The 18,614-nt window shown below is 72.3% G+C and carries 15 protein-coding genes; 9 read left to right on the top strand and 6 right to left on the bottom strand.

Annotation, left to right across the window (positions count from 1 at the left end):
• Positions 1-71: 71 nt before the first annotated feature.
• Together LZ495_RS27055 and LZ495_RS27050 are read right to left on the bottom strand one after the other, a co-directional pair.
• On the bottom strand, positions 72-1,340 hold the full coding sequence (locus tag LZ495_RS27055) for a L,D-transpeptidase (protein WP_235055504.1): 1,269 nt from the start codon (positions 1,338-1,340) through the stop codon (positions 72-74).
• A gap of 102 nt (positions 1,341-1,442) precedes the next feature.
• Positions 1,443-2,339, bottom strand: a complete 897-nt coding sequence (locus tag LZ495_RS27050) for a spermidine synthase (RefSeq protein ID WP_235055503.1) — start codon at positions 2,337-2,339, stop codon at positions 1,443-1,445.
• Between the two features lie 180 nt (positions 2,340-2,519).
• On the opposite strand from LZ495_RS27050, the gene LZ495_RS27045 reads away from it, so the two are divergent.
• From LZ495_RS27045 to LZ495_RS27010, 8 genes are all read left to right on the top strand, one after another.
• On the top strand, positions 2,520-4,352 hold the full coding sequence (locus LZ495_RS27045) for an alkyl/aryl-sulfatase (RefSeq protein ID WP_235055502.1): 1,833 nt from the start codon (positions 2,520-2,522) through the stop codon (positions 4,350-4,352).
• A 45-nt stretch (positions 4,353-4,397) separates the two neighbouring features.
• Entirely contained in the window at positions 4,398-5,525 is a 1,128-nt protein-coding gene (locus LZ495_RS27040; protein ID WP_235055501.1) for a hypothetical protein, read from the top strand.
• 211 nt (positions 5,526-5,736) lie between these two features.
• Complete coding sequence (gadC, locus tag LZ495_RS27035) at positions 5,737-7,233, top strand: glutamate/gamma-aminobutyrate antiporter GadC (RefSeq protein ID WP_235055500.1); 1,497 nt, start codon at positions 5,737-5,739, stop codon at positions 7,231-7,233.
• Positions 7,230-7,730, top strand: coding sequence for a hypothetical protein (locus LZ495_RS27030; protein ID WP_235055499.1), 501 nt, complete (start codon positions 7,230-7,232; stop codon positions 7,728-7,730). Before gadC ends, LZ495_RS27030 begins: the two co-directional genes overlap by 4 nt.
• A gap of 103 nt (positions 7,731-7,833) precedes the next feature.
• Entirely contained in the window at positions 7,834-9,342 is a 1,509-nt protein-coding gene (locus tag LZ495_RS27025) for a dipeptidase (protein WP_268823388.1), read from the top strand.
• The gene (locus LZ495_RS27020) at positions 9,339-10,391 is read left to right on the top strand and encodes a hypothetical protein (protein WP_235055498.1); all 1,053 of its coding nucleotides are present in this window, start codon (positions 9,339-9,341) and stop codon (positions 10,389-10,391) included. Before LZ495_RS27025 ends, LZ495_RS27020 begins: the two co-directional genes overlap by 4 nt.
• A 151-nt stretch (positions 10,392-10,542) precedes the next feature.
• Positions 10,543-11,967: a sugar porter family MFS transporter gene (locus LZ495_RS27015; protein WP_268823405.1), complete on the top strand. Its 1,425-nt coding sequence runs from the start codon at positions 10,543-10,545 to the stop codon at positions 11,965-11,967.
• An 88-nt stretch (positions 11,968-12,055) separates the two neighbouring features.
• A complete protein-coding gene (locus LZ495_RS27010) occupies positions 12,056-13,165 on the top strand; it encodes an NAD(P)/FAD-dependent oxidoreductase (RefSeq protein ID WP_235055496.1) in 1,110 nt (369 codons plus the stop codon).
• Positions 13,166-13,227: 62 nt separating this feature from the next.
• On the opposite strand, the gene LZ495_RS27005 is transcribed toward LZ495_RS27010, so the two are convergent.
• The gene (locus tag LZ495_RS27005; protein ID WP_235055495.1) at positions 13,228-14,340 is read right to left on the bottom strand and encodes an Lrp/AsnC family transcriptional regulator; all 1,113 of its coding nucleotides are present in this window, start codon (positions 14,338-14,340) and stop codon (positions 13,228-13,230) included.
• Positions 14,341-14,455: 115 nt separating this feature from the next.
• Here LZ495_RS27005 and LZ495_RS27000 point away from each other — a divergent pair, with 115 nt between their 5' ends.
• Complete coding sequence (locus LZ495_RS27000) at positions 14,456-15,679, top strand: M20 metallopeptidase family protein (protein WP_235055494.1); 1,224 nt, start codon at positions 14,456-14,458, stop codon at positions 15,677-15,679.
• A gap of 55 nt (positions 15,680-15,734) precedes the next feature.
• Here LZ495_RS27000 and LZ495_RS26995 read toward each other — a convergent pair whose 3' ends face one another.
• The 3 genes from LZ495_RS26995 to LZ495_RS26985 form a co-directional block, all read right to left on the bottom strand.
• A complete protein-coding gene (locus tag LZ495_RS26995; protein WP_235055493.1) occupies positions 15,735-16,100 on the bottom strand; it encodes a hypothetical protein in 366 nt (121 codons plus the stop codon).
• A 98-nt stretch (positions 16,101-16,198) separates the two neighbouring features.
• Positions 16,199-17,464 (bottom strand): AI-2E family transporter, encoded by a 1,266-nt coding sequence (locus LZ495_RS26990; protein ID WP_235055492.1) that lies wholly within the window; start codon positions 17,462-17,464, stop codon positions 16,199-16,201.
• On the bottom strand, positions 17,461-18,525 hold the full coding sequence (locus LZ495_RS26985) for a YhjD/YihY/BrkB family envelope integrity protein (protein WP_235055491.1): 1,065 nt from the start codon (positions 18,523-18,525) through the stop codon (positions 17,461-17,463). The genes LZ495_RS26990 and LZ495_RS26985 overlap by 4 nt, the downstream gene beginning before the upstream one ends.
• Positions 18,526-18,614 lie beyond the last annotated feature (89 nt).

Genomic DNA, 18,614 nt, shown 5'->3' with positions numbered 1-18,614 from the left:
CCCTGCCGCATGTCCGCTCCGGGGCCGGCACCGGGCCGGGCCCCGGGCCCGGGCGGCGAAGCCTCGCCGCCCTACTGGCCGAGTGCGCTCTTGGCCTTCCACTGGTCGTAGGAGACCTGCCAGGCGCCGAAGCCGTTCCCCGCCTCGGTCACCGCGGTGCTCTTCGAGCCCTTGACCACCACCGGGTCGCCGACCTGCACGCGGTCGTAGAACCACTTGGCGTCCTCGACCGTCATGCCCACGCAGCCGTGGCTGGTGTTGTTCTTGCCGATGTTGGCGGTGTTCCAGGCGGCCGAGTGGAAGAACGTGCCGGACGACGTGAAGTGCACGACCCACGGCACGTCCGGCAGGTTGTACTTGTCGCCCAGGCCCACGGTCTGCGAGTCGAGGGTCTCCTTGGCGTTCTTGGCCAGGATGACGTGCGTGCCGCCGCGCGTCGGGAACTCGTCCGAGCCGGCCGACATCGGGATCGACTTCACGACCTGGCCGCCCTCGACCACGTTCACCTTGTGCTTGGCCACGTCGACCTCGACCACGCGGCCGGTGCCGACCGTGAAGGAGGTCTCGTAGTCGCGTGCGAAGTAGGTGCCGGTGCCGCTCTGCACGCCCTTGAGGTCGGCGTTCAGGGTCACCTTGGTGCCCGGCTGCCAGTAGTCCTTCGGCCGCCAGTCGACGCGGTCCTTGCCGGACGAGTCCTTGATCCAGCCCCACGAGCCCTCGGTCGGCACCGAGGTCGTGACCTTGAGGTTCTTCTCGACCGCGGCCTTGTCGGCCACCGGGTGGTCGAAGGTGATCGAGACCGGCTGCGCGATGCCGAAGGTGCCGCCGTTGCCGGGCTTCATGGCGACCTTGTTGGTCTTGTCGGCCTTCTTCGTGGTGAAGGTGGTCGACGAGGTCTGGTCCTTGCCCTTGGCCGTGCGGCTGCCGATGTCGACGGTGTACGCGGTGCCGGGGGCGGTCCGCCCGGTCGACGTCCAGGTCTTGCCGTCCGCGGCGAGCTTCCCGGCGACCGTGCCGCCGTCCGCATCGGATATGCGCACATCGGTGAGCGTGCCCTCGGTGGCCGTGACGGTCACCGGCTTGCCCGGTTCGACGTCCGCGGCCTTGTCCGCCGGGTCGACGGCCACCTGCGGCGCGGGGTCCTTGCCCTTGTCCTTGCCGTTGTTCTGGTCGGCCGTCGCCGCCGCGCCTCCGGAACCAGCGTTCCCGGCGGACTGCCCGTCGTCCTTGTCCGAGGAGCCTCCGCCGCACGCCGCCAAGAGCAGCGTGGTGGCGGCCAGGGCCGGGACGAGGGCGATGCGGAGCCCCTTGCGGGGGCCGGATATGGCTGCGCGACTCACGTAGGTACCTCATCGGTAGGGAACCGGGTGATTTTCCCCTTATCCGAGAACAACGTCCAAATCGCCCTCCGCGGTTTCGTGGAATGGATCACACGCGCCGCGTCATCCGACCCCGAAGGCCCCACGTGGCGGCGCCGGTGACCCGGTCGATGTGGCATCCGTCACCACGGCGTGCCCGGCGGCGAAAGCGGCCAGCTCCGGGCCGGCCAGGACGTCGGCCGGGTAGTCGTCGGCCGCGGCCCGGGCGGCCAGCCCGTCCAGGGGGAGCGCCTCCCGGCCGGCGACCAGGACCGCGTTGCCGAAGCGCTCGCCGTCCAGGTGGTCGGGCTCGGCGACCAGCGCGACGTGCCCGAAGACCGCCTGCGCGGTCGCGACCTGCCCGCGCAGGAATGCCAGGCCGCCGCCGTCCGCCAGGTTCGCGGCATAGACCCCGCCGGGGCGCAGCACGCGGGCCGCCTCGGCGAGGAAGGGCAGCGCGGTCAGGTGAGCGGGGATCAGCGATCCGCCGAACACGTCGGCCACCACCGCGTCCGCCGAGGCGTCGGGGCGGGCGGCCAGCGCGGCCCGGGCGTCCGCGACCTCGACTTCGATCCCGACCGCGCCGTCCGCGGGCAGCGGCAGGTGCTCCAGGACGAACGCGACCAGCGCGCCGTCGAGCTCCACGACGTGCTGCCGCGACCCGGGCCGGGTGGCCGCGACGTACCGCGGAAGGGTGAGCGCACCGCCGCCCAGGTGCACGACGTCCAGCGGCGCGCCGGGCGCGGCGGCCAGATCGAGCACGTGCGCGAGGCGGCGGGCGTACTCGAACTCGACGTACCCGGGGTCGTCCAGGTCGACGTACGACTGCGGCGAGCCGTCGAGCGTCAGCAGCCACGCGCGCGGCCGGTCGATGTCGGGAAGCAGGGCCGCGCGGCCCAGATCGACCTCCCGGGAGACCGGTACCGGCTCGGCCGAGGCGGCCGGCGGCCCCGCGGAGACCGCACCGGGCAAACTCTCCACCTCCACTTGAGACTGAGAGTCGGGTCGGGAGGTGTCGGCGTCCATGCCGAGATTCTCTCGCGCCGCGCCCGTGCGGCGAGTTGCGGGCGGGCGCCGACCTGGCAAGGTGGTGGCAAATCGGGCATTCGGGTCATTTGCGGATGTCCGTGCGGCCTGCCCCGAGCACTCAGGAGACGCGGGATGACGACACTGCCGGACTTCGCCGACACCACCGACTTCGACGACGCCGACCGGGGGTTCGTCGGCGCCCTCAGCCCCGCCCTGGTCAAGGCCGCCGACGGCCGCGTGGTCTGGGACAACGACGCCTACGCCTTCCTCGACGCCGACTGCCCCGGCACCGCCAACCCCAGCCTGTGGCGCCAGGCGCAGCTCGTCGCCAAGCAGGGCCTGTACGAAGTCGCCGCCGGCATCTACCAGATCCGCGGCCTCGACCTGTCGAACATGACGGTGGTGGAAGGCGACACCGGCGTCATCGTCATCGACCCGCTGATCTCCGCCGAGACCGCCGCCGCCGCACTCGCGCTCTACCGCGAGCACCGCGGCGACCGCCCGGTCACCGGCATGATCTACACCCACTCGCACGCCGACCACTTCGGCGGCGCCCGCGGCATCCTGCCCGACGGCCACCCAGAAGTCCCCATCCTCGCCCCCGAGGGCTTCCTCGAACACGCCGTCGCCGAGAACGTCTACGCGGGCAACGCGATGTCCCGCCGCGCGCTCTACATGTACGGCGCCGGGCTGCCCAAGGCCCCCGACGGCCAGATCGGCGCCGGCCTGGGCATGACCACGTCCACCGGCACCGTGACGCTCATCCCGCCGACCGTCGACATCACCCGCACCGGGCAGGAGGAGACCGTCGACGGCGTCCGCATCGTCTTCCAGCTCACTCCGGGCACCGAGGCACCCGCCGAGATGAACTTCCTGTTCCCGGACCGGCGCGCGCTGTGCCTCGCGGAGAACTGCACGCACAACATGCACAACGTGCTGACCCTGCGCGGCGCGGTCGTCCGCGACTCCCGCATCTGGGCGCGCTACCTCGACGAGGCCATCGACCTGTTCGCGGACGCCGCCGACGTCGCCTTCGCCTCGCACCACTGGCCCACCTGGGGCAAGGACCGCATCGTCGGCCTCCTGTCCGGCCAGCGCGACCTGTACGCGTACATGCACGACCAGACGCTGCGCATGCTCAACGCCGGGCTCACCGGCCTCGAGATCGCCGAGGAGATCCAACTCCCGCCCGCCCTGGAGAAGTCCTGGCACGCGCGCGGCTACTACGGCTCGCTCAGCCACAACGTCAAGGCCGTCTACCAGCGCTATATGGGCTGGTTCGACGGCAACCCCGCCCACCTGTGGGAGCACCCGCCGGCCGAGCAGGCCAAGCGCTACGTGGCGGCCTTCGGCGGCCACGCGGAGACGCTGGACAAGGCCCGTGCCGCAGCCGAATCCGGCGACCTGCGGTTCGCCGCCACGCTCCTCAATCACGCGATCTTCGCGGGCCCGGCCCAGGCGGACGCCAAAGAGGCCCGCGAACTGCTCGCCTCCGTCTACGACCGGCTCGGGTACGGCGCCGAGAACGGCCCGTGGCGCAACTTCTACCTGACCGGCGCGACCGAACTCCGCAACGGCGTCATCCAGTCCGTCCTGGAGACCGCCAACGCCGAGATGACCCTTGCGCTGTCCGTCGACCAGCTCCTCGACTCGCTCGCCATCAGCATCGACGGCCCGCGCGCCTGGGGCACCGGGCTCGTCGTCGACTTCCGCCTCACCGACGAAGGCCGCACCTGGCAGGCCGAGCTGTCCAACGGCGTGCTCAGCCACCGCAGTACGCCCGACGGCACGCCGACCCGTGAGAAGGCGGACGCGGTCCTGACCCTGACCAAGCCCCAGCTCGTCGGCCTGCTCGGCGGGCAAGGCCTGGACGGCATCGACGTGCAAGGCGACCCGAAGGCAGTCGCCACTCTGGCTGGCTTCGCCACCAAGGCGGACCCGAACTTCGACATCGTGACGCCATAGCGACAAAGGGGTCTGTTGTCAGAGGTCGTCGCTAACATCCGCTCCATGACGACCTTCTGGGACGGGCCCCTTTCTCGCGATTCCCGCGCCGCCGTCGAGGACGTCGACTGGGCGGCACTCACGCACGCCTACGGGGCCGCGGACGACGTCCCGGGGCAGCTCGCCGCGCTGCGCTCCGCGGACCCCACCGAACGCGACAAGGCGTACTGGGCGCTGTACGGGAACGTCTTCCACCAAGGCACCCGGTACGCCGCCACGCCGTATGCCGCCCGCGCGCTGATATCCCTGGCCGCCGACCCCGGGACCCCCGAACGGCACCGCGTCCTGGGCCTGCTCGCGTCCCTCGCGATCGGCTACGACGACGCCCACCTGCCGCGCGGGTTCGACGCGGCCCGGCTGCGCCGCGAGGCCGCCGAGGCCGCGGAGCGCGACCCGGCCGAGGCCCGCCGCGAGATGGAGGAGTGGGTCGCCGAGGCGCCGAGCGAGGACATCCGCCGCAACCGGGCGTACCACCTGGAGGTCTTCGACTTCGCGTTCGAACGCGACTGCATGCGCTGGGCGCTGGAGTCGTACGACGCGGTCCGCGCCGGCACCGCGGTCTACCGGGCCCTCCTCGACGACGCCGCCCCCGCGGTCCGGATCGCCGCCGCGCACCTGCTCGCCTGGTTCCCCGAGGACGCCCCGCGCAGCGTCCGCGCCCTGCTCGCGCTCCTGGACACCGAGGAGCACCCCACCGCCGCGGCCACCGCGGCGGTCGCCGCACTGCTGCTCGGCGGCGACCCGGCGCTCGCCGACTGGGCCGGGGAAGCGCTCGGCTCGGACGACGAACAGCTCGCCTGGGCCGCCGCGTTCGTCCTGGCCGGACTGGGCGGCGGGACCGCCCGCGACGAGGTTGTCGCGGTGCTGCGGGACCGCATCGCCGCGGAGGCGGACGCCGAGGAGCCGGACGAGGCCGAGGGGGCCGCGGGGGAGTACGCGTACCCGGGGACCGGCCACGGCGACTACGCCGGGTTCGGTGCGGACGGCTGCGCGGGCGAGCCGACGGCGTGCGCGCCGGAATCCGAGGAGGAGTGGGCCGCCCGCGTCCCCTACCTCGACGGCGACCTGGCCGGTCTGGCCATGGCCGCACTCGAACTCCTGGGCGAGGACGGCGGCGACCTCGACGCCGTCTGACCTGCGGCGCATCACGTCTTGGCGCGTTCACCCGTACGGCCGAGCCGCCGTGCGGGTCGTGACACCGCGTCAGCTCCTGTTGCGGCAGTGAAAAGGCTGCCGAATGATGCAACGGTGGATAAAAACCGGACTAAGTGGGGCAATCTATGCCTCATCGGTCACCTGATCGGGGGTCCGGTGTCCTGCCCCACCGTCTCTAAGGAGCCCTGACGTGGCATCGATGGATGTGCCCGCAGGCCGGGTGGCCACCGGCAAGCGCACCGCCGCGCACGCCGGTCCGAAGCTGAACGCGATCTCCTGGCTCGCCCTGGCGCTCATGACCACCAGCTCGGTGGCCTCGCTCCGCGCCGCACCGACCATGGCGGTCTACGGCCTCGCCTGCGTCTTCCTGTACCTGATCCCCGCCCTGGTGTTCCTGCTGCCCACCTCGCTGGTCTCCGCCGAACTCGCGTCCGGTTGGAGCGGCGGCGTGTACCGCTGGGTCGCCGAGGGACTCAGCAAGCCGCTCGGCTTCCTCGCCGTGTGGTGCCAGTTCGCGATGACGATCTTCTACTACCCGAGCCTCCTGGCCTACGTGGCCAGTACGTTCGCGTACGTCATCGATCCGAGCCTGGCCACCCACGGCCTCTACACCGCGATCGTGATCATCACGCTCTACTGGCTCGGCGTGTTCGTCTCCGCGCGCGGCACCAAGACGGTCGCCGGCCTGTCCAGCATGGGCCTGATCATCGGCACCCTGATCCCCGGCCTGATCCTGGTCGTGCTCGGCTTCGTGTTCCTCGGCCAGGGCAACCCGTCCGCGGCGCCCATGGACAGCGACCACATCCTGCCGCCGTGGACCGGCCTGGCCAGCCTCGTGCTCATCGTCAACAACTTCCTGAGCTACTCGGGCATGGAGATGAACGCGGTCCACGTCTCCTCGCTCAAGAAGCCGGCCACCGAGTTCCCGAAGGCGATGTTCACCGCCATGGGCCTGGTCCTGCTCATCTTCATCCTGCCCGCGCTCGCGATCAGCTGGGTGGTGCCCTCCTCCAGCCTCTCGCTCACCGCAGGCGTGATGCAGGCCTTCGACGCCTTCTTCGCGTACTTCAACGTCGACTGGCTGACGCCCGTCCTCGGCATCATGCTCATCGCGGCCTCGCTCGGCGGCATGCTGACCTGGCTGGCCGGCCCCTCCAAGGGCCTGCTGACCGTGGCCCGTGAAGAGGGCTACCTGCCGCCGTTCCTGCAGCGCCTGAACAAGCACGGCGTGCAGCAGAACATCCTGATCACCCAGGGCGTCGTCACCACCGGCATCGCGCTGCTCTACGCGTTCATCCCGGACGTCTCCAGCGCGTACTGGATCTTCTCGGTCATCACCACGCAGGTGTACCTGATCGTGTACCTGCTGATGTTCGTCGCGGCCATGCGGCTCCGCCGCACCAAGCCCGACCACCCCCGCGGCTTCCGCGTCCCCGCGCTGAACGTGGTCTGCATCGTCGGCCTGCTGGCCTCCGCCGCCGCCCTGGTCATCGGCTTCGTGCCGCCGTCCCAGTTCGGCTCCGGCAGCCTCTGGTCGTACCTGGTCATCGTGGGCGGCGGCCTGTTCATCGTCGGCCTGCTGGTGCCCTACCTGTTCTACAAGTTCCGCAAGCCCCACTGGAAGCAGCCGGACACCGAATGGAAGGCCGGCGTGGGCACGTCGACCGAGGGCGAGGCCCAGGCATGAACACCAAAGCTCCGCACCCCAAGGCGCACCACGCGCAAGGCGAGGACATCGACCACGCCGAGCACGTCGACACCGGCATCATGAGCCGCCGGTGGATCTACATCGGCTCGGCCGTCCTGCTGGTCGCCATCCTGGTCACCGGCATCATCGCCTACAGCGGCGTGCACAAGACCAACGAGGCCAACAACAAGGCGAACGAGCTGCGTTCGGCCCTGGCCGCGGCCGGCCTGCCGCAGCCCGACAAGGACCTCATCGTCCGCACCCTGGGCACCGACGGCGGCGCGGTCTGCGAGGACCCCGGCCAGGCCCTGCGCAACGGCGCCGACCGGGTCGGACTCGCCAACGGCGCGGCCGGCCCCGGGCAGCGGCCCATCATCGGCTCCGCGCGCATCGTGGAGGCCGAGCGGATCGTGCTCCAGACGTACTGCCCGGACAAGGTCGACGACTTCGACGACGAGATCAGCGACCTCAAGTTCGACGACGTCGTGAAGCAGTGACCGCGGCCTGACCCGCCCCGGCGGCCGCACGAGAACCGGTACGGGCGCCTGCCCCCCCGCAGGCGCCCGTACCGCACCCTCCGCACCTCGGAAGGACCCAGGAATGACCACGCAGGCCCGCAAGCCGTCCCCGGCCGACCTGGCGAGCAAAGCCCCCAAGGGCGCCGCCCCGAGCACCGGCAAAGCCTCGCCCGCGTCGTCGTCGAACGGCGGCACGTCCAAGGGCGGCACGACGAAGGGCGCCACCGCGAAGGGCGGCTCGGACCAGGCCCTCGCCGGGCGCGTGGCCGCCGAGATGGCCCGGACCAAGAAGGACCTGGCCACCCTGGTCTCCTTCAAATCCGTGCACGACGCCCGCCAGTTCCCGCCCGAGGAATGCCGCAAGGCCGCCCAGTTCGTGGCCGACGCCTTCAAGGAACTCGGCTTCGCCGACGCCCGCCTGGAGGAGACCCCGGACGGCAGCAACGCCGTCGTCGGCCTCCGCCCCGGCCCGCCCGGCGCCCCCACCGTCCTGCTCTACTGCCACTACGACGTGCAGCCGCCGCTCGACGACGCCGCCTGGCAGACCCCGCCGTTCGAACTCACCGAGAAGGACGGCCGCTGGTACGGCCGCGGCGCGGCGGACTGCAAGGGCAACATCGCCATGCACCTCACCGCCCTGCGCGCCCTCGGCGACGACATCCCCGTCACGCTGCGGCTGGTCGCCGAAGGGTCCGAGGAGCAGGGCACCGGCGGCCTGGAGGAGTACGTCCCGCAGAACCCCGACGTGCTGCGCGCCGACGCCATCCTGGTCTGCGACACCGGCAACGCCGCCGTCGGCGTCCCCACCCTGACCACCACCCTGCGCGGCGTCGCCAACGTCGTCGTCGAGGTCCGGTCCCTCAAGGGCGAAGTGCACTCCGGCATGTTCGGCGGCCCCGCCCCCGACGCCCTGGGCGCCCTCATCGCGATGCTCGCCTCGCTCCGCGACGCGGACGGCGGCACCGCCGTCGACGGCCTCGCCCACGACCAGGTCTGGGACGGCGAGGCCTACGACGCCCGGCAGTTCCGCGAGGACGCCGGCGTCCTGGACGGCGTCGACCTGGTCGCCGGGGGAGAGGTCGCCGACCTGGTCTGGGCCCGCCCCGCGGTCACCGTGCTGGGCATCGACTGCCCGCCCGTCGTCGGCTCCACCGCCGCGGTCCCGGCCGTCGCCCGCGCCCGCGTGAGCCTGCGCGTGCCGCCCGGCATGGACGCCCCCGACGCCCTCGACAAACTCGTCGCGCACCTGAAGGCGCACGCCCCCTGGAACGTGCAACTCGCCTTCGAACCCGAGCAGTCCGGCAACCCGTTCAAGCCCGCCATGGGCGGACCCGCCTACGGCGCCCTGCGCGAAGCCCTCGAAGAGGCCTACGGCCGGCCCATGACGACCGTCGGCCAGGGCGGCTCCATCCCGCTCTGCACCATCTTCCAGCAGACCTTCCCGGACGCCGAGATCGCGCTCATGGGCGTCGAGGAGCCCAAGTGCCTCATCCACGCCCCCAACGAAAGCGTGGACCCGGGCGAAATCGAGCACATGGCGCTCGCCGAAGCCCTGTTCCTGCGGAAGTACGCGGCCGCCAAGAACGGATGACCAGAACCGCCGACGCGCAGGAGTGGCTGCCCCCGGCCCTCCTGCGCGCGGTCTGGGCCGACCCGGGGCACCTCCCCGAGGTCATGGCCCTGTTCGCGGTCCGGCACCTGGGCGAGGGGGCCGGCGAGTCCGTCCGCAACCTGCGCACGGAGCACCCCGACACGCCCCGCGCCGCCCTCGGCAGCGGCATCGTGACCCGCGGCACCCGCACCACCATCGCCGAAGGATCCTTCGTCGGCGGACCGTTCCTCGTCCTCATCCCGGTCGCCTTCTGCGCCGCGCTCCTCGCCCAGGCCCGCATGGTCCTGCAACTCGCCGCGCTGCACGGCCGCGACACCCGCGACGAGGCCCGCGCCGCCGACCTCCTGGTCCTGCAAGGCGCCTACCCGGCGCACGAGCAGGCCGCCGCCGCGGTCGCCGGGATCCGCACCAGCCTGCCGGCCGCCGGACGCCGCAAAATGCCCCGCGGCCAGCGCATCGCCACCCTGGTCCGGATGGCCGCGATCCTCGGCATCACCACCCCCGACCAGGGCCCCACGTCCAAGCTGCGCCGGGCACTCGTCTGGGCCGCGATCGTGCTCCTGGTCCTCGTCGGCATGGTGCTGCCGTTCGTGTGGATCCCCGTGATGGGCTGGTCCTACCGCAAAGCCACCCCGCGCCTCGGCCGCCGCGCGGTCCGCTACTACGCGGCCGCCCCCGACCCGGCGTCCACCGCCCCGCACGTCACGGTCGCCGGCGGCACCCACCGCGTGCACCGCGTCAAACACCGCGGCGCGGACCGCGGCAGCGAATCCGGGCACGTCGACCCGCTGGGCCTGGCCGCCGTGCTGCGCACCCTCGTCGCGGTCGTCCTGCCGCTCGCCGCGGTGCTGTTCGTGGTCGTCGCGGACTTCCGCATCGGCAACAGCAACCTGGCCGCCGCCGGCGTCACCCTGGTCGCCGCAGCCCAGGCAGGCGCCGCGTTCTGGTACATCCACTGGCACCGCAAACTGCACCGCAAGCCGCCCCGGGGCAAGCGCTGGCGTTGGCATCGGGGACAGGAACGCTGACTGCGCCGGCCGCAGCCCGCCGCGCCTTCGCGCCGTGCGCGAGCTTCGCTCGTTCGGTGTGTGCCACGGCGCGGCGTCCCGGAAATGCGCTTCTATATCGGTAGATATGGTGCAGATTGGTAACTTCGAGCCGAGTAATCGGAGTGTGCCCATGGTCGCGACAACACCCCCCAAGGCCGCGGGCCCCGCTCCGGAGGACAAAGCCAGTCTGCGCCGGGTGACTCTGATCGCCGGTGCCGCGGCGCTCGGCGGTTTCCTCTTCGGGTACGACAGCGCCGTCATCAACGGCGCGGTCACCGGCATCCAGGACCACTTCGACGTGGGCAGCGGCGAGACCGGCACGGTCGTCGCCGTCGCGCTCCTCGGCTCCGCGTTCGGCGCGGCGATCGCCGGCCGCCTCGCCGACCGCTTCGGACGCCTCCGCGTCATGCACCTCGCCGCCGTCCTCTTCGCGGTCAGCGCGACCGGCTCCGCCCTCCCGCCGGAGGTATGGGTCCTCGCCGCCTGGCGCGTCCTCGGCGGCATCGCCATCGGCCTCGCCTCGGTCATCGGCCCCACCTACATCGCCGAGATCGCCCCGCCCGCCCACCGCGGCCGCCTCGCGTCGTTCCAGCAGATGGCCATCGTGCTCGGCATCACCGCCTCGCAGCTCGTCAACTGGGGCATCGCGCAAGGCGCCGACGGCAAGAGCCAGAACCCGCTCGGACCGCTGGACGCCTGGCAGTGGATGCTCCTCGCCGCGGTGATCCCGGCCGTCATCTACTTCGTGCTGACCCTGACGATCCCCGAATCGCCGCGCCACCTCATCGCCACCGGACGCCTGGACGAAGCCGCCGCAGTGCTGCGCCGCGTCGAGGGCGTCGGCGTCGACCCGCCCAGCCGCATCGCGCAGATCCAGAAGGCCATCGCCGGGTTCCACAAGCCGCGCTTCGCCGACCTGCGCGGCCGCTTCGGACTGCTGCCGATCGTGTGGGCCGGCATCGGCCTCGCCGTCTTCCAGCAGCTGGTCGGCATCAACGTGATCTTCTACTACTCCTCGATCCTGTGGCAGTCGGTCGGCATCGACGAGTCGAACTCGCTTCTCATCAGCCTCTCCACGTCGATCGTCAACATCGTCGGCACCGTCGTCGCGATGTTCTTCATCGACAAGATCGGCCGCAAGCCGCTCGCCATGATCGGCTCGGCCGGCATGACCGTCTCGCTCGCGCTGGCCGCCTGGGCGTTCTCGTACAAGAGCGGGGGCGGCGACGACATCGTCATCCCCGACACCGAGGGCACCGTGGCCCTCATCGCCGCCCACACGTTCGTGTTCTTCTTCGCCGTCTCGTGGGGCGTGATCCTGTGGGTCATGGTCGGCGAGATGTTCCCGCTGAAAATCCGCGCCCTGGCCGTCTCGGTCGCGACGTCCTTCAACTGGATCGCCAACTGGGCGGTCACCGAGACGTTCCCGAACATGTCGGAGTGGAACCTCTCCGCCACCTACTGCATCTACGCGGGCTTCGCGATGCTCTCGTTCTTCTTCGTCCGGAAGTTCGTCACCGAGACCAAGGGGCGGACGCTGGAGAGCATGGGCTGACCCCGCGCCGCGGTGTTGTTGCCAAACCAGCAACAATGATTGTCATTATCGAATAGAGCTCGCAGAGTGGGCGGCGGAGGTGATCGCCATGAGCGATTCGACAAGCCCTGCACCGCGCGCCCTGCCGACCCCCGGCGCGCCATCGAAGGACACCGCGGACTCCCTGGACACCCCGTCCGCGGACATCCGGGACCGCCACGACGTCGTGGTCATCGGCGGGGGAGCCGCCGGACTCTCCGCAGCGCTGACCCTCGGCCGCGCCGGCCGCCGCGTCGCCGTCGTGGACGGCGGACAACCGCGCAACGCCCCCGCCGCGCACATGCACGGCTACCTGACCCGCGACGGGATGTCACCCGCCGACCTCGTCGCCGTCGGCCGGGCCGAGGCCGCCCGCTACGGCGCCGAATTCGTCACCGGCGACGTCGACCACGTCGCCCCCGCCCGCAACCCCGGCGACATCCCGCACTTCACCGTCCACCTGGCCGGCGGCGCCACCCTGCGCACCCGCCGCGTCATCGTCGCCACCGGCCTGCGCGACGAACTCCCCGACCTGCCCGGCCTCCGCGAACGCTGGGGCCAGGACGTCCTGCACTGCCCGTACTGCCACGGCTTCGAGGTCCGCGACCGGCCGCTCGGCGTGCTCGGCCTCGCCGCCGGAGCTGTGCACCACGCCCTGCTCATCCGGCAATGGTCCGACGACGTCGTCTACTTCGTGCACGACCAGGAACCCACCCCGGACGAACGCGAACGCCTCACCGCGCGCGGCATCCGCATCGTTCCGGGGCGTGTCAAGCGCCTCGCCGCCGACGGCGGCCGCCTGCACGCGGTCGAGATGGACGACGGGACCACCGTCGCCCGCGAAGCCGTCTTCGTGCAGTCCGACATGGTCGCGCGCGACGCGGTCCTCACCGGCCTGGGCTGCACCGTCGGCCCGGACGGCCTGACCGCCGTCGACCCCACCGGGCGGACCAGCGTCGACGGCGTCTGGGCGGCCGGCAACGTCGTCGACCGGCGCGCCCAGGTCATCACCGCGGCCGCGATGGGCGTGTCCGCGGCCGCCGCGGTCAACTTCGACCTGGTCGAGGAGGAAGTCGCAGCTGCCGTCTGCGCGATGCGCACCGCAGGACGGCCCGCACCGGCCGTACTGCCGCCCTTCGCGCCGCGTACGCCCGAACTTGTGCCGGACGTGGCGGGGTAGCCGAGGCTGCACCTTGGCCGCTCCGGCCGCTCTGGCCGCCCGGGCCGCCCGGGCGGTCTCGGCTACTGCGGCGGCCAAGGCAGCCGAGGTATCCCGCTGCCGCTCAGCGGATCGCCCCAGACGTCCAGCGGCACGTAGCCCCGGCTCCGGCCGTCCGGCGTCAGCAGCCGGCCGATCAACTTGGCGGCCTCCAGCATCACGGCCCGATCGTTCACCGCGACCCTCGGGAATCGCCGCAGCAACTCCGCCTCCCACGCCGGGACATCGGCGATCGACCGCAGCCACGACACCACGCACAGGTTCGCCGTCCCGGTCACCGCCGCGCACATCCGCACATCCGCGTGCGCGGCCAACGCCAGCGCGGTGTCGTCCAGTTCGGCCGGCGGCACACTCAGCCACATGGTCGTGCACACCGGCCGTCCGGACAGCGAATGCGCCACCTCGCAGCGGAACCGCGCATGCCCGGACGCCATCAGCCACGCCAGCCGCCGCGCCGCGGTCGCCGCACTGACCCCGAGCACCCGGGCCAGATCGGCGACCGGCAGCCGGGCGTCCGCACCCAGCGCCAGCATCAGCCGGCGCTCCAACTCGGTCACCGGCCGCGGACGCGGCAACTCGTCCGCGGCCGGGGCCAGACTGCGCCGCTGCCGGGCGTCCAGCGACCGCAGCCGCCACGCACTGCCCTCCTGGTAGAGCCGGGTGACCAGATGCGTGCGCGTCGCCGTGATGCCCGGCTCCGCGGCCAGCCTGCGCTGCACGTACCGGGTCAGCGACGCCGGATCCGGCGCCCCGACCGTGATCAGCAGATCCCGCGCCCCCGTGAGGTGCTCGATCGTGATCGCGTGCGCATCGGCCGACAACCGCTCGGCCACCTCGTACCGGCGGCCGTGCTCGATGTCGACCTCCACCAGCGCCAGCGCACCCGGATCGAACGAGCCCCGCCCCGGCCCCGGATAACACGTCATCCACGCACTCCCGGACGCCACCAGCCGCCGCCACCGCCGCGCCAGCGTCACCGGGTCCACTCCCAGCACCGGCCCGAGCTCGGCCCACGCCACCCTCGGCGCGACCTGCAGCGCATTGATCAGCGCGAGATCGAGCTCGTCCAGCACCTGCGGTACATCCGGCGGAACCGGATCATCCGGGCCGCCCGTACCGGCGGAATCCTGCGCCACGAGCACCTCCGCAGATGGGATCCGGCGTCTGACATGCCATCACATGCCTCGGGCGCGACGCTGACCGGGGTACCCGGGCGCCGGCCGGGGGGAGAACCACGAGAGGAGCCCTGCGATGACCGTCCTCGAGGACGCCCGCGCACTGCACGACGACTTGGTGCGCATGCGGCACGACCTGCACGCCCGCCCCGAGATCGGCCTCGACCTGCCCTTCACGCAGGACCGCGTCCTCGCCGAACTCGCCCCGCTGCCGCTGGAGATCACCACCGGCCGCGCGCTCAGCTCGGTCACCGCGGTGCTGCGCGGCGCCCGCCCCGGGCCCACGGTCCTGCTGCGCGGCGACATGGACGCCCTGCCGGTCACCGAACGCTCCGGCGTCCCCTACGCCAGCACCGAAGCGGGCCGCATGCACGCCTGCGGCCACGACATGCACACCACCATGCTCGCGGGCGCCGCCCACCTGCTCGCCGCCCGCCGCGACACCCTCGCGGGCAACGTCGTCTTCATGTTCCAGCCCGGCGAGGAAGGCCCCGGCGGCGCGGGCCTCATGATCGACGAAGGCGTCCTGGACGCGAGCGGCGAGCGCGCGGTCGCCGCGTACGCCCTGCACGTCGCCTCCGCGATGCTCCCGCAAGGCCTGTTCTCCGCGCGCGCCGGCACCGCGCTGGCCGCCGCCGACTCGGTCACCGTCACGGTCCGCGGCCAGGGCGGCCACGGCTCCATGCCGCACCTGGCCCGCGACCCGATCCCGGCGGCGTGCGAAATGGTCACCGCGCTCCAGGCGATGGTCACCCGCAAGTACGACATCTTCGACCCGGTCGTCGTCACCGTCGGCAGCTTCCACGCCGGTGCGGTCGACAACGTCATCCCCGGCGAAGCTGTCTTCAGCGCCACCCTGCGCAGCTTCTCGCGCGAGGCCCACGGCCGGATCAAGGACGACGTCGTCGCCATCGTGCGCGGCGTCGCCGGCGCGCACGGCCTCGAGGCGGACGTGGACTTTGGCCGCATGAGCTACCCGGTCACCGTCAACGACGAGGACGCGGTCGGCCACGTCGGCACCACGATCCGCGAAGTCCTCGGCGAGGAGCGCTTCCGGATCTCGCCCAAGCCGGGCGCGGGCGCCGAGGACTTCTCCCTGGTCCTGGACGACGTCCCCGGTGCACTCGTCATGCTCGGCGCCTGCCCCGCCGACCGCGAGCTCGCCAAGGCCCCGGCCAACCACGCCCCCGAGGCCGCGTTCGACGATGCCGTGCTCGCGGACGGGACGGCCATCTACGCCGAACTGGCGCTGCGGCGGCTCGCCTCGGCCGAGGAGGCCGCGGAGGTGGCTTCCGCGTAGGACGCAGCGGCGCGGCGGTGGTCTCCGGAGACCCCGGGGACCACCGCGGGCGGCATCAGCCGGACATCCCCAGGTCGACGAAGGTGCACCCGGTGCCGTGGGCGACGACCGAGCGGCCCTCCACGTTCGCGCAGTGCAGGCGGACGTGCTTGGCCGCGCCGAACCACTGGTTCGGCCTCGTCATGCTGCCGAGGGCGAACTCGACGTCCGTGTACGCAAAGGTGCCGGGGAACTCGACACGCCGCCCGTCGACCGTGCAGTTGTAGCCGCTCAATCGGCCGCCGGTCTCTTCATAGCCCCCGCTCGCGCAGTGGACGGCCGGGCCGGTGGCCACCGCGGTAGCGGGCATGGGCGCCGCGACAGCGATGACGCCGGCCGCGAAGGCCCACTTCGTGGACTTGCTGATCTTCATCGTCTTCATGGCCGGACAACGACCGACCGGACGGGTGGTTGTGGCTGCATGGTCGCGCGGCAGATGCAGACGCGCCACCTTGGTCGCGGCCGGCGCGGCCGCCGCGGTCACGCCGACTCGGGCTGCGGCTCCGACTCGGGCTGCGGCTCGTCGGGTTGCCGCCCGTCGCCCTCCGGTCCGCCCGTTCCCGGCCAGGTGTCGCGCAGCACCGCGATGACCGACACCGCGACCGCCACCGTGGGCACCGCCAGCAGCGCGCCGATGACTCCGGCGACCGCCCCGCCGCCGAACGCCGCGATCATCACGACCGCCGGGTGCAGGGCGACCGTGCGGCTCTGGATGCCCGGCTGCAGGAACGCGCCCTCGATCATCTGGACCGCGAGCACCACGCCCAGCGTCCACAGCGCGATGGCGAACCCGCGGTCCGCGAACGCCACCAGCACCGCGACCGTGCCGGACAGGAACGCACCCACGTAGGGGATGTACGCGCCGACGAACACCAGTGCGGCCAGGCCCGGAGCACCCGGTACGTCCAGGATCCAGAGCCCGATCGCGATGAACGTCGCATCGATCAGCGCGATGAACGTGGTCCCGCGCATGAAGCCGGCGACCGCCAGAAACGACCGCCGCACGATGCGCTCACCGAGGTCCGCATGCCGGGCGGGCGACAGCGCCTGGACGAAGCTCGGGATCCGGTGCCCGTCGCGCAGCAGGAAGAACGTCAGTGCGAGCACCAGTACCGCGCTGGTCAGCAGTTGGACGGCGATGCCGACGCCGCTCAGCACCCCGCCGGCCAGCGCGGCGGCGAGCTTGCCGCCCAACTCGTGCACCCCGTCGGCCGCCTGGGCCGCCGGGTCGCCGGCGCTGCCGAACTCGTCGCGGAGCTTGTGCGCGGCCATGGTCAGCGACGCACCGATTTTTGCGGCGTTGTCGGTGATCATCTTGACCAGCAGCCAGCCCGCGCCGAACACCAGCACGACGAGCGCAATGCACGTCGCCCCGGCCGACCACGCGCGCGATACGCCCTTGCGGACCAGGCGCTGGTAGAGCGGATACAGGAGCGAAGCACCCAGGATCGCGACGGCGAGCGGAGCGGTCACGGCCCGGAGGAACACCGCCAGTGCGACCAGGCCGACGGCGACGGCCGCCACCAGCAGGATCGTCCCGCTCCAAGCGGCGGCACTGCGGGCGCCGCGGGGGAGCAGGGCGGCGGCGGATATACCGGGGGCGGGAGAGTCCCCAGGGGCGGGCTGCCGTACGGCCGGGGCGGCGCCGGTGTCGCCGGTGTCGCCGGTGCCGCGGGTACTGCCGGTGCCGCCGTCGTCCGGCTCGGGAGTTCCGGGCGCCGCAGGGCCGTTCGGGTGAGTGGTCATCGCTGCGCCACCCCGGGGTCTTCCTCGCCGTCAGCGGGCGTCTCCGGGGCCTTTCCCGAGGCCTCGCCAGGGGCTTGGCCCGGGGTCCCGTCGCGGGCTTCGTCGGAGGTCTTGTCGGTGCCGTCCCCGTGCGCGTCCTCGGTCCACGCCGCGAACTTCCCGGACTTCGGCGTGCGCTGCCAGCCGTCGTGCTCGACCGCCCCTCGCGCCCATACCCCCAGCCGGCCCCTCGTGTCGACCAGCACCGCGCCCAGCACCGTCGCGGCCAGCACCACCGCGAACAGCACGACCAGCCACGACTCGATCGCGAACGCCACGCCGATGGTGCCGTACCGGCTCTCGTTGGTGGACAGCAGATGCGGCACGTACCTCGCGGACACCACGCCCAGCCCCATCGTCCCGAGCGCCGTGCACAGCGCGGTCGGCACCAGCGCCCTCCAGCGCACCCGCCCGGACAGCAGCACGAACGGCGTCCACCACCACAAGGCGATCGAGCCGCAGACCGCGATCCCCACGCGGATGACCGTCAGCGGGCCGCCGGAGTGCGTGATCTTGAACGTGAAGCCGAGCAGCACGAAGTACGCGATCATCCCCACGATCCAGGCCAGCGGCCGCCAGGCGCTGCGCAATCCGCCCGGAGCGACCCGCCAGGTCCGCTCGTACACCCGCTGCAGCGCCCGGCTGAAGCTGGTCGCGCTGAGCAGCACAAGGAGGCTGCCGAACGCGGTGACGCCGGCCTCGGCGGCCGACGAGGCGATGCTTTCGACGTTCTCGGTGGTATCGCTGTCGCCGAGCCCGGCACGGGTGCGCATGGCGTCGACCAGGCCGTCGCTGACCCCCTGCGGAGCCGCCGCGGCCAGCACGATGACGAGCGGCATCAGCGCCAGGAACGCCTGTGCGGCCAGCGCCATCATGCGGTCGGTGATCTGGATCTCCAGGGCCCGGGTCACGCACCGGCGCGGCACACTCTGCTCCCAGACGCCGCGCCAGCGCGCGAGGCGCTTGGCCCATGCCGAAGGGGCCTCGGCGTCTGCCGACTGCTTCGCCACCTGGTCCGCCACCTGTGTTGCACCATCCCTGGGCCGTCGGCGCGTTCACCCGCCTGGGCGAACGGTCGGGAAGACCGAAGCGGCTGCGGTGCGGGCGGTCC

Source organism: Yinghuangia soli (assembly GCF_021502675.1).
GTDB classification, from domain to species: Bacteria; Actinomycetota; Actinomycetes; order Streptomycetales; family Streptomycetaceae; genus Yinghuangia; species Yinghuangia soli.
Note: the sequence above shows the minus strand (reverse complement) of the source record. Positions and strands in the feature narration are given on the sequence as shown.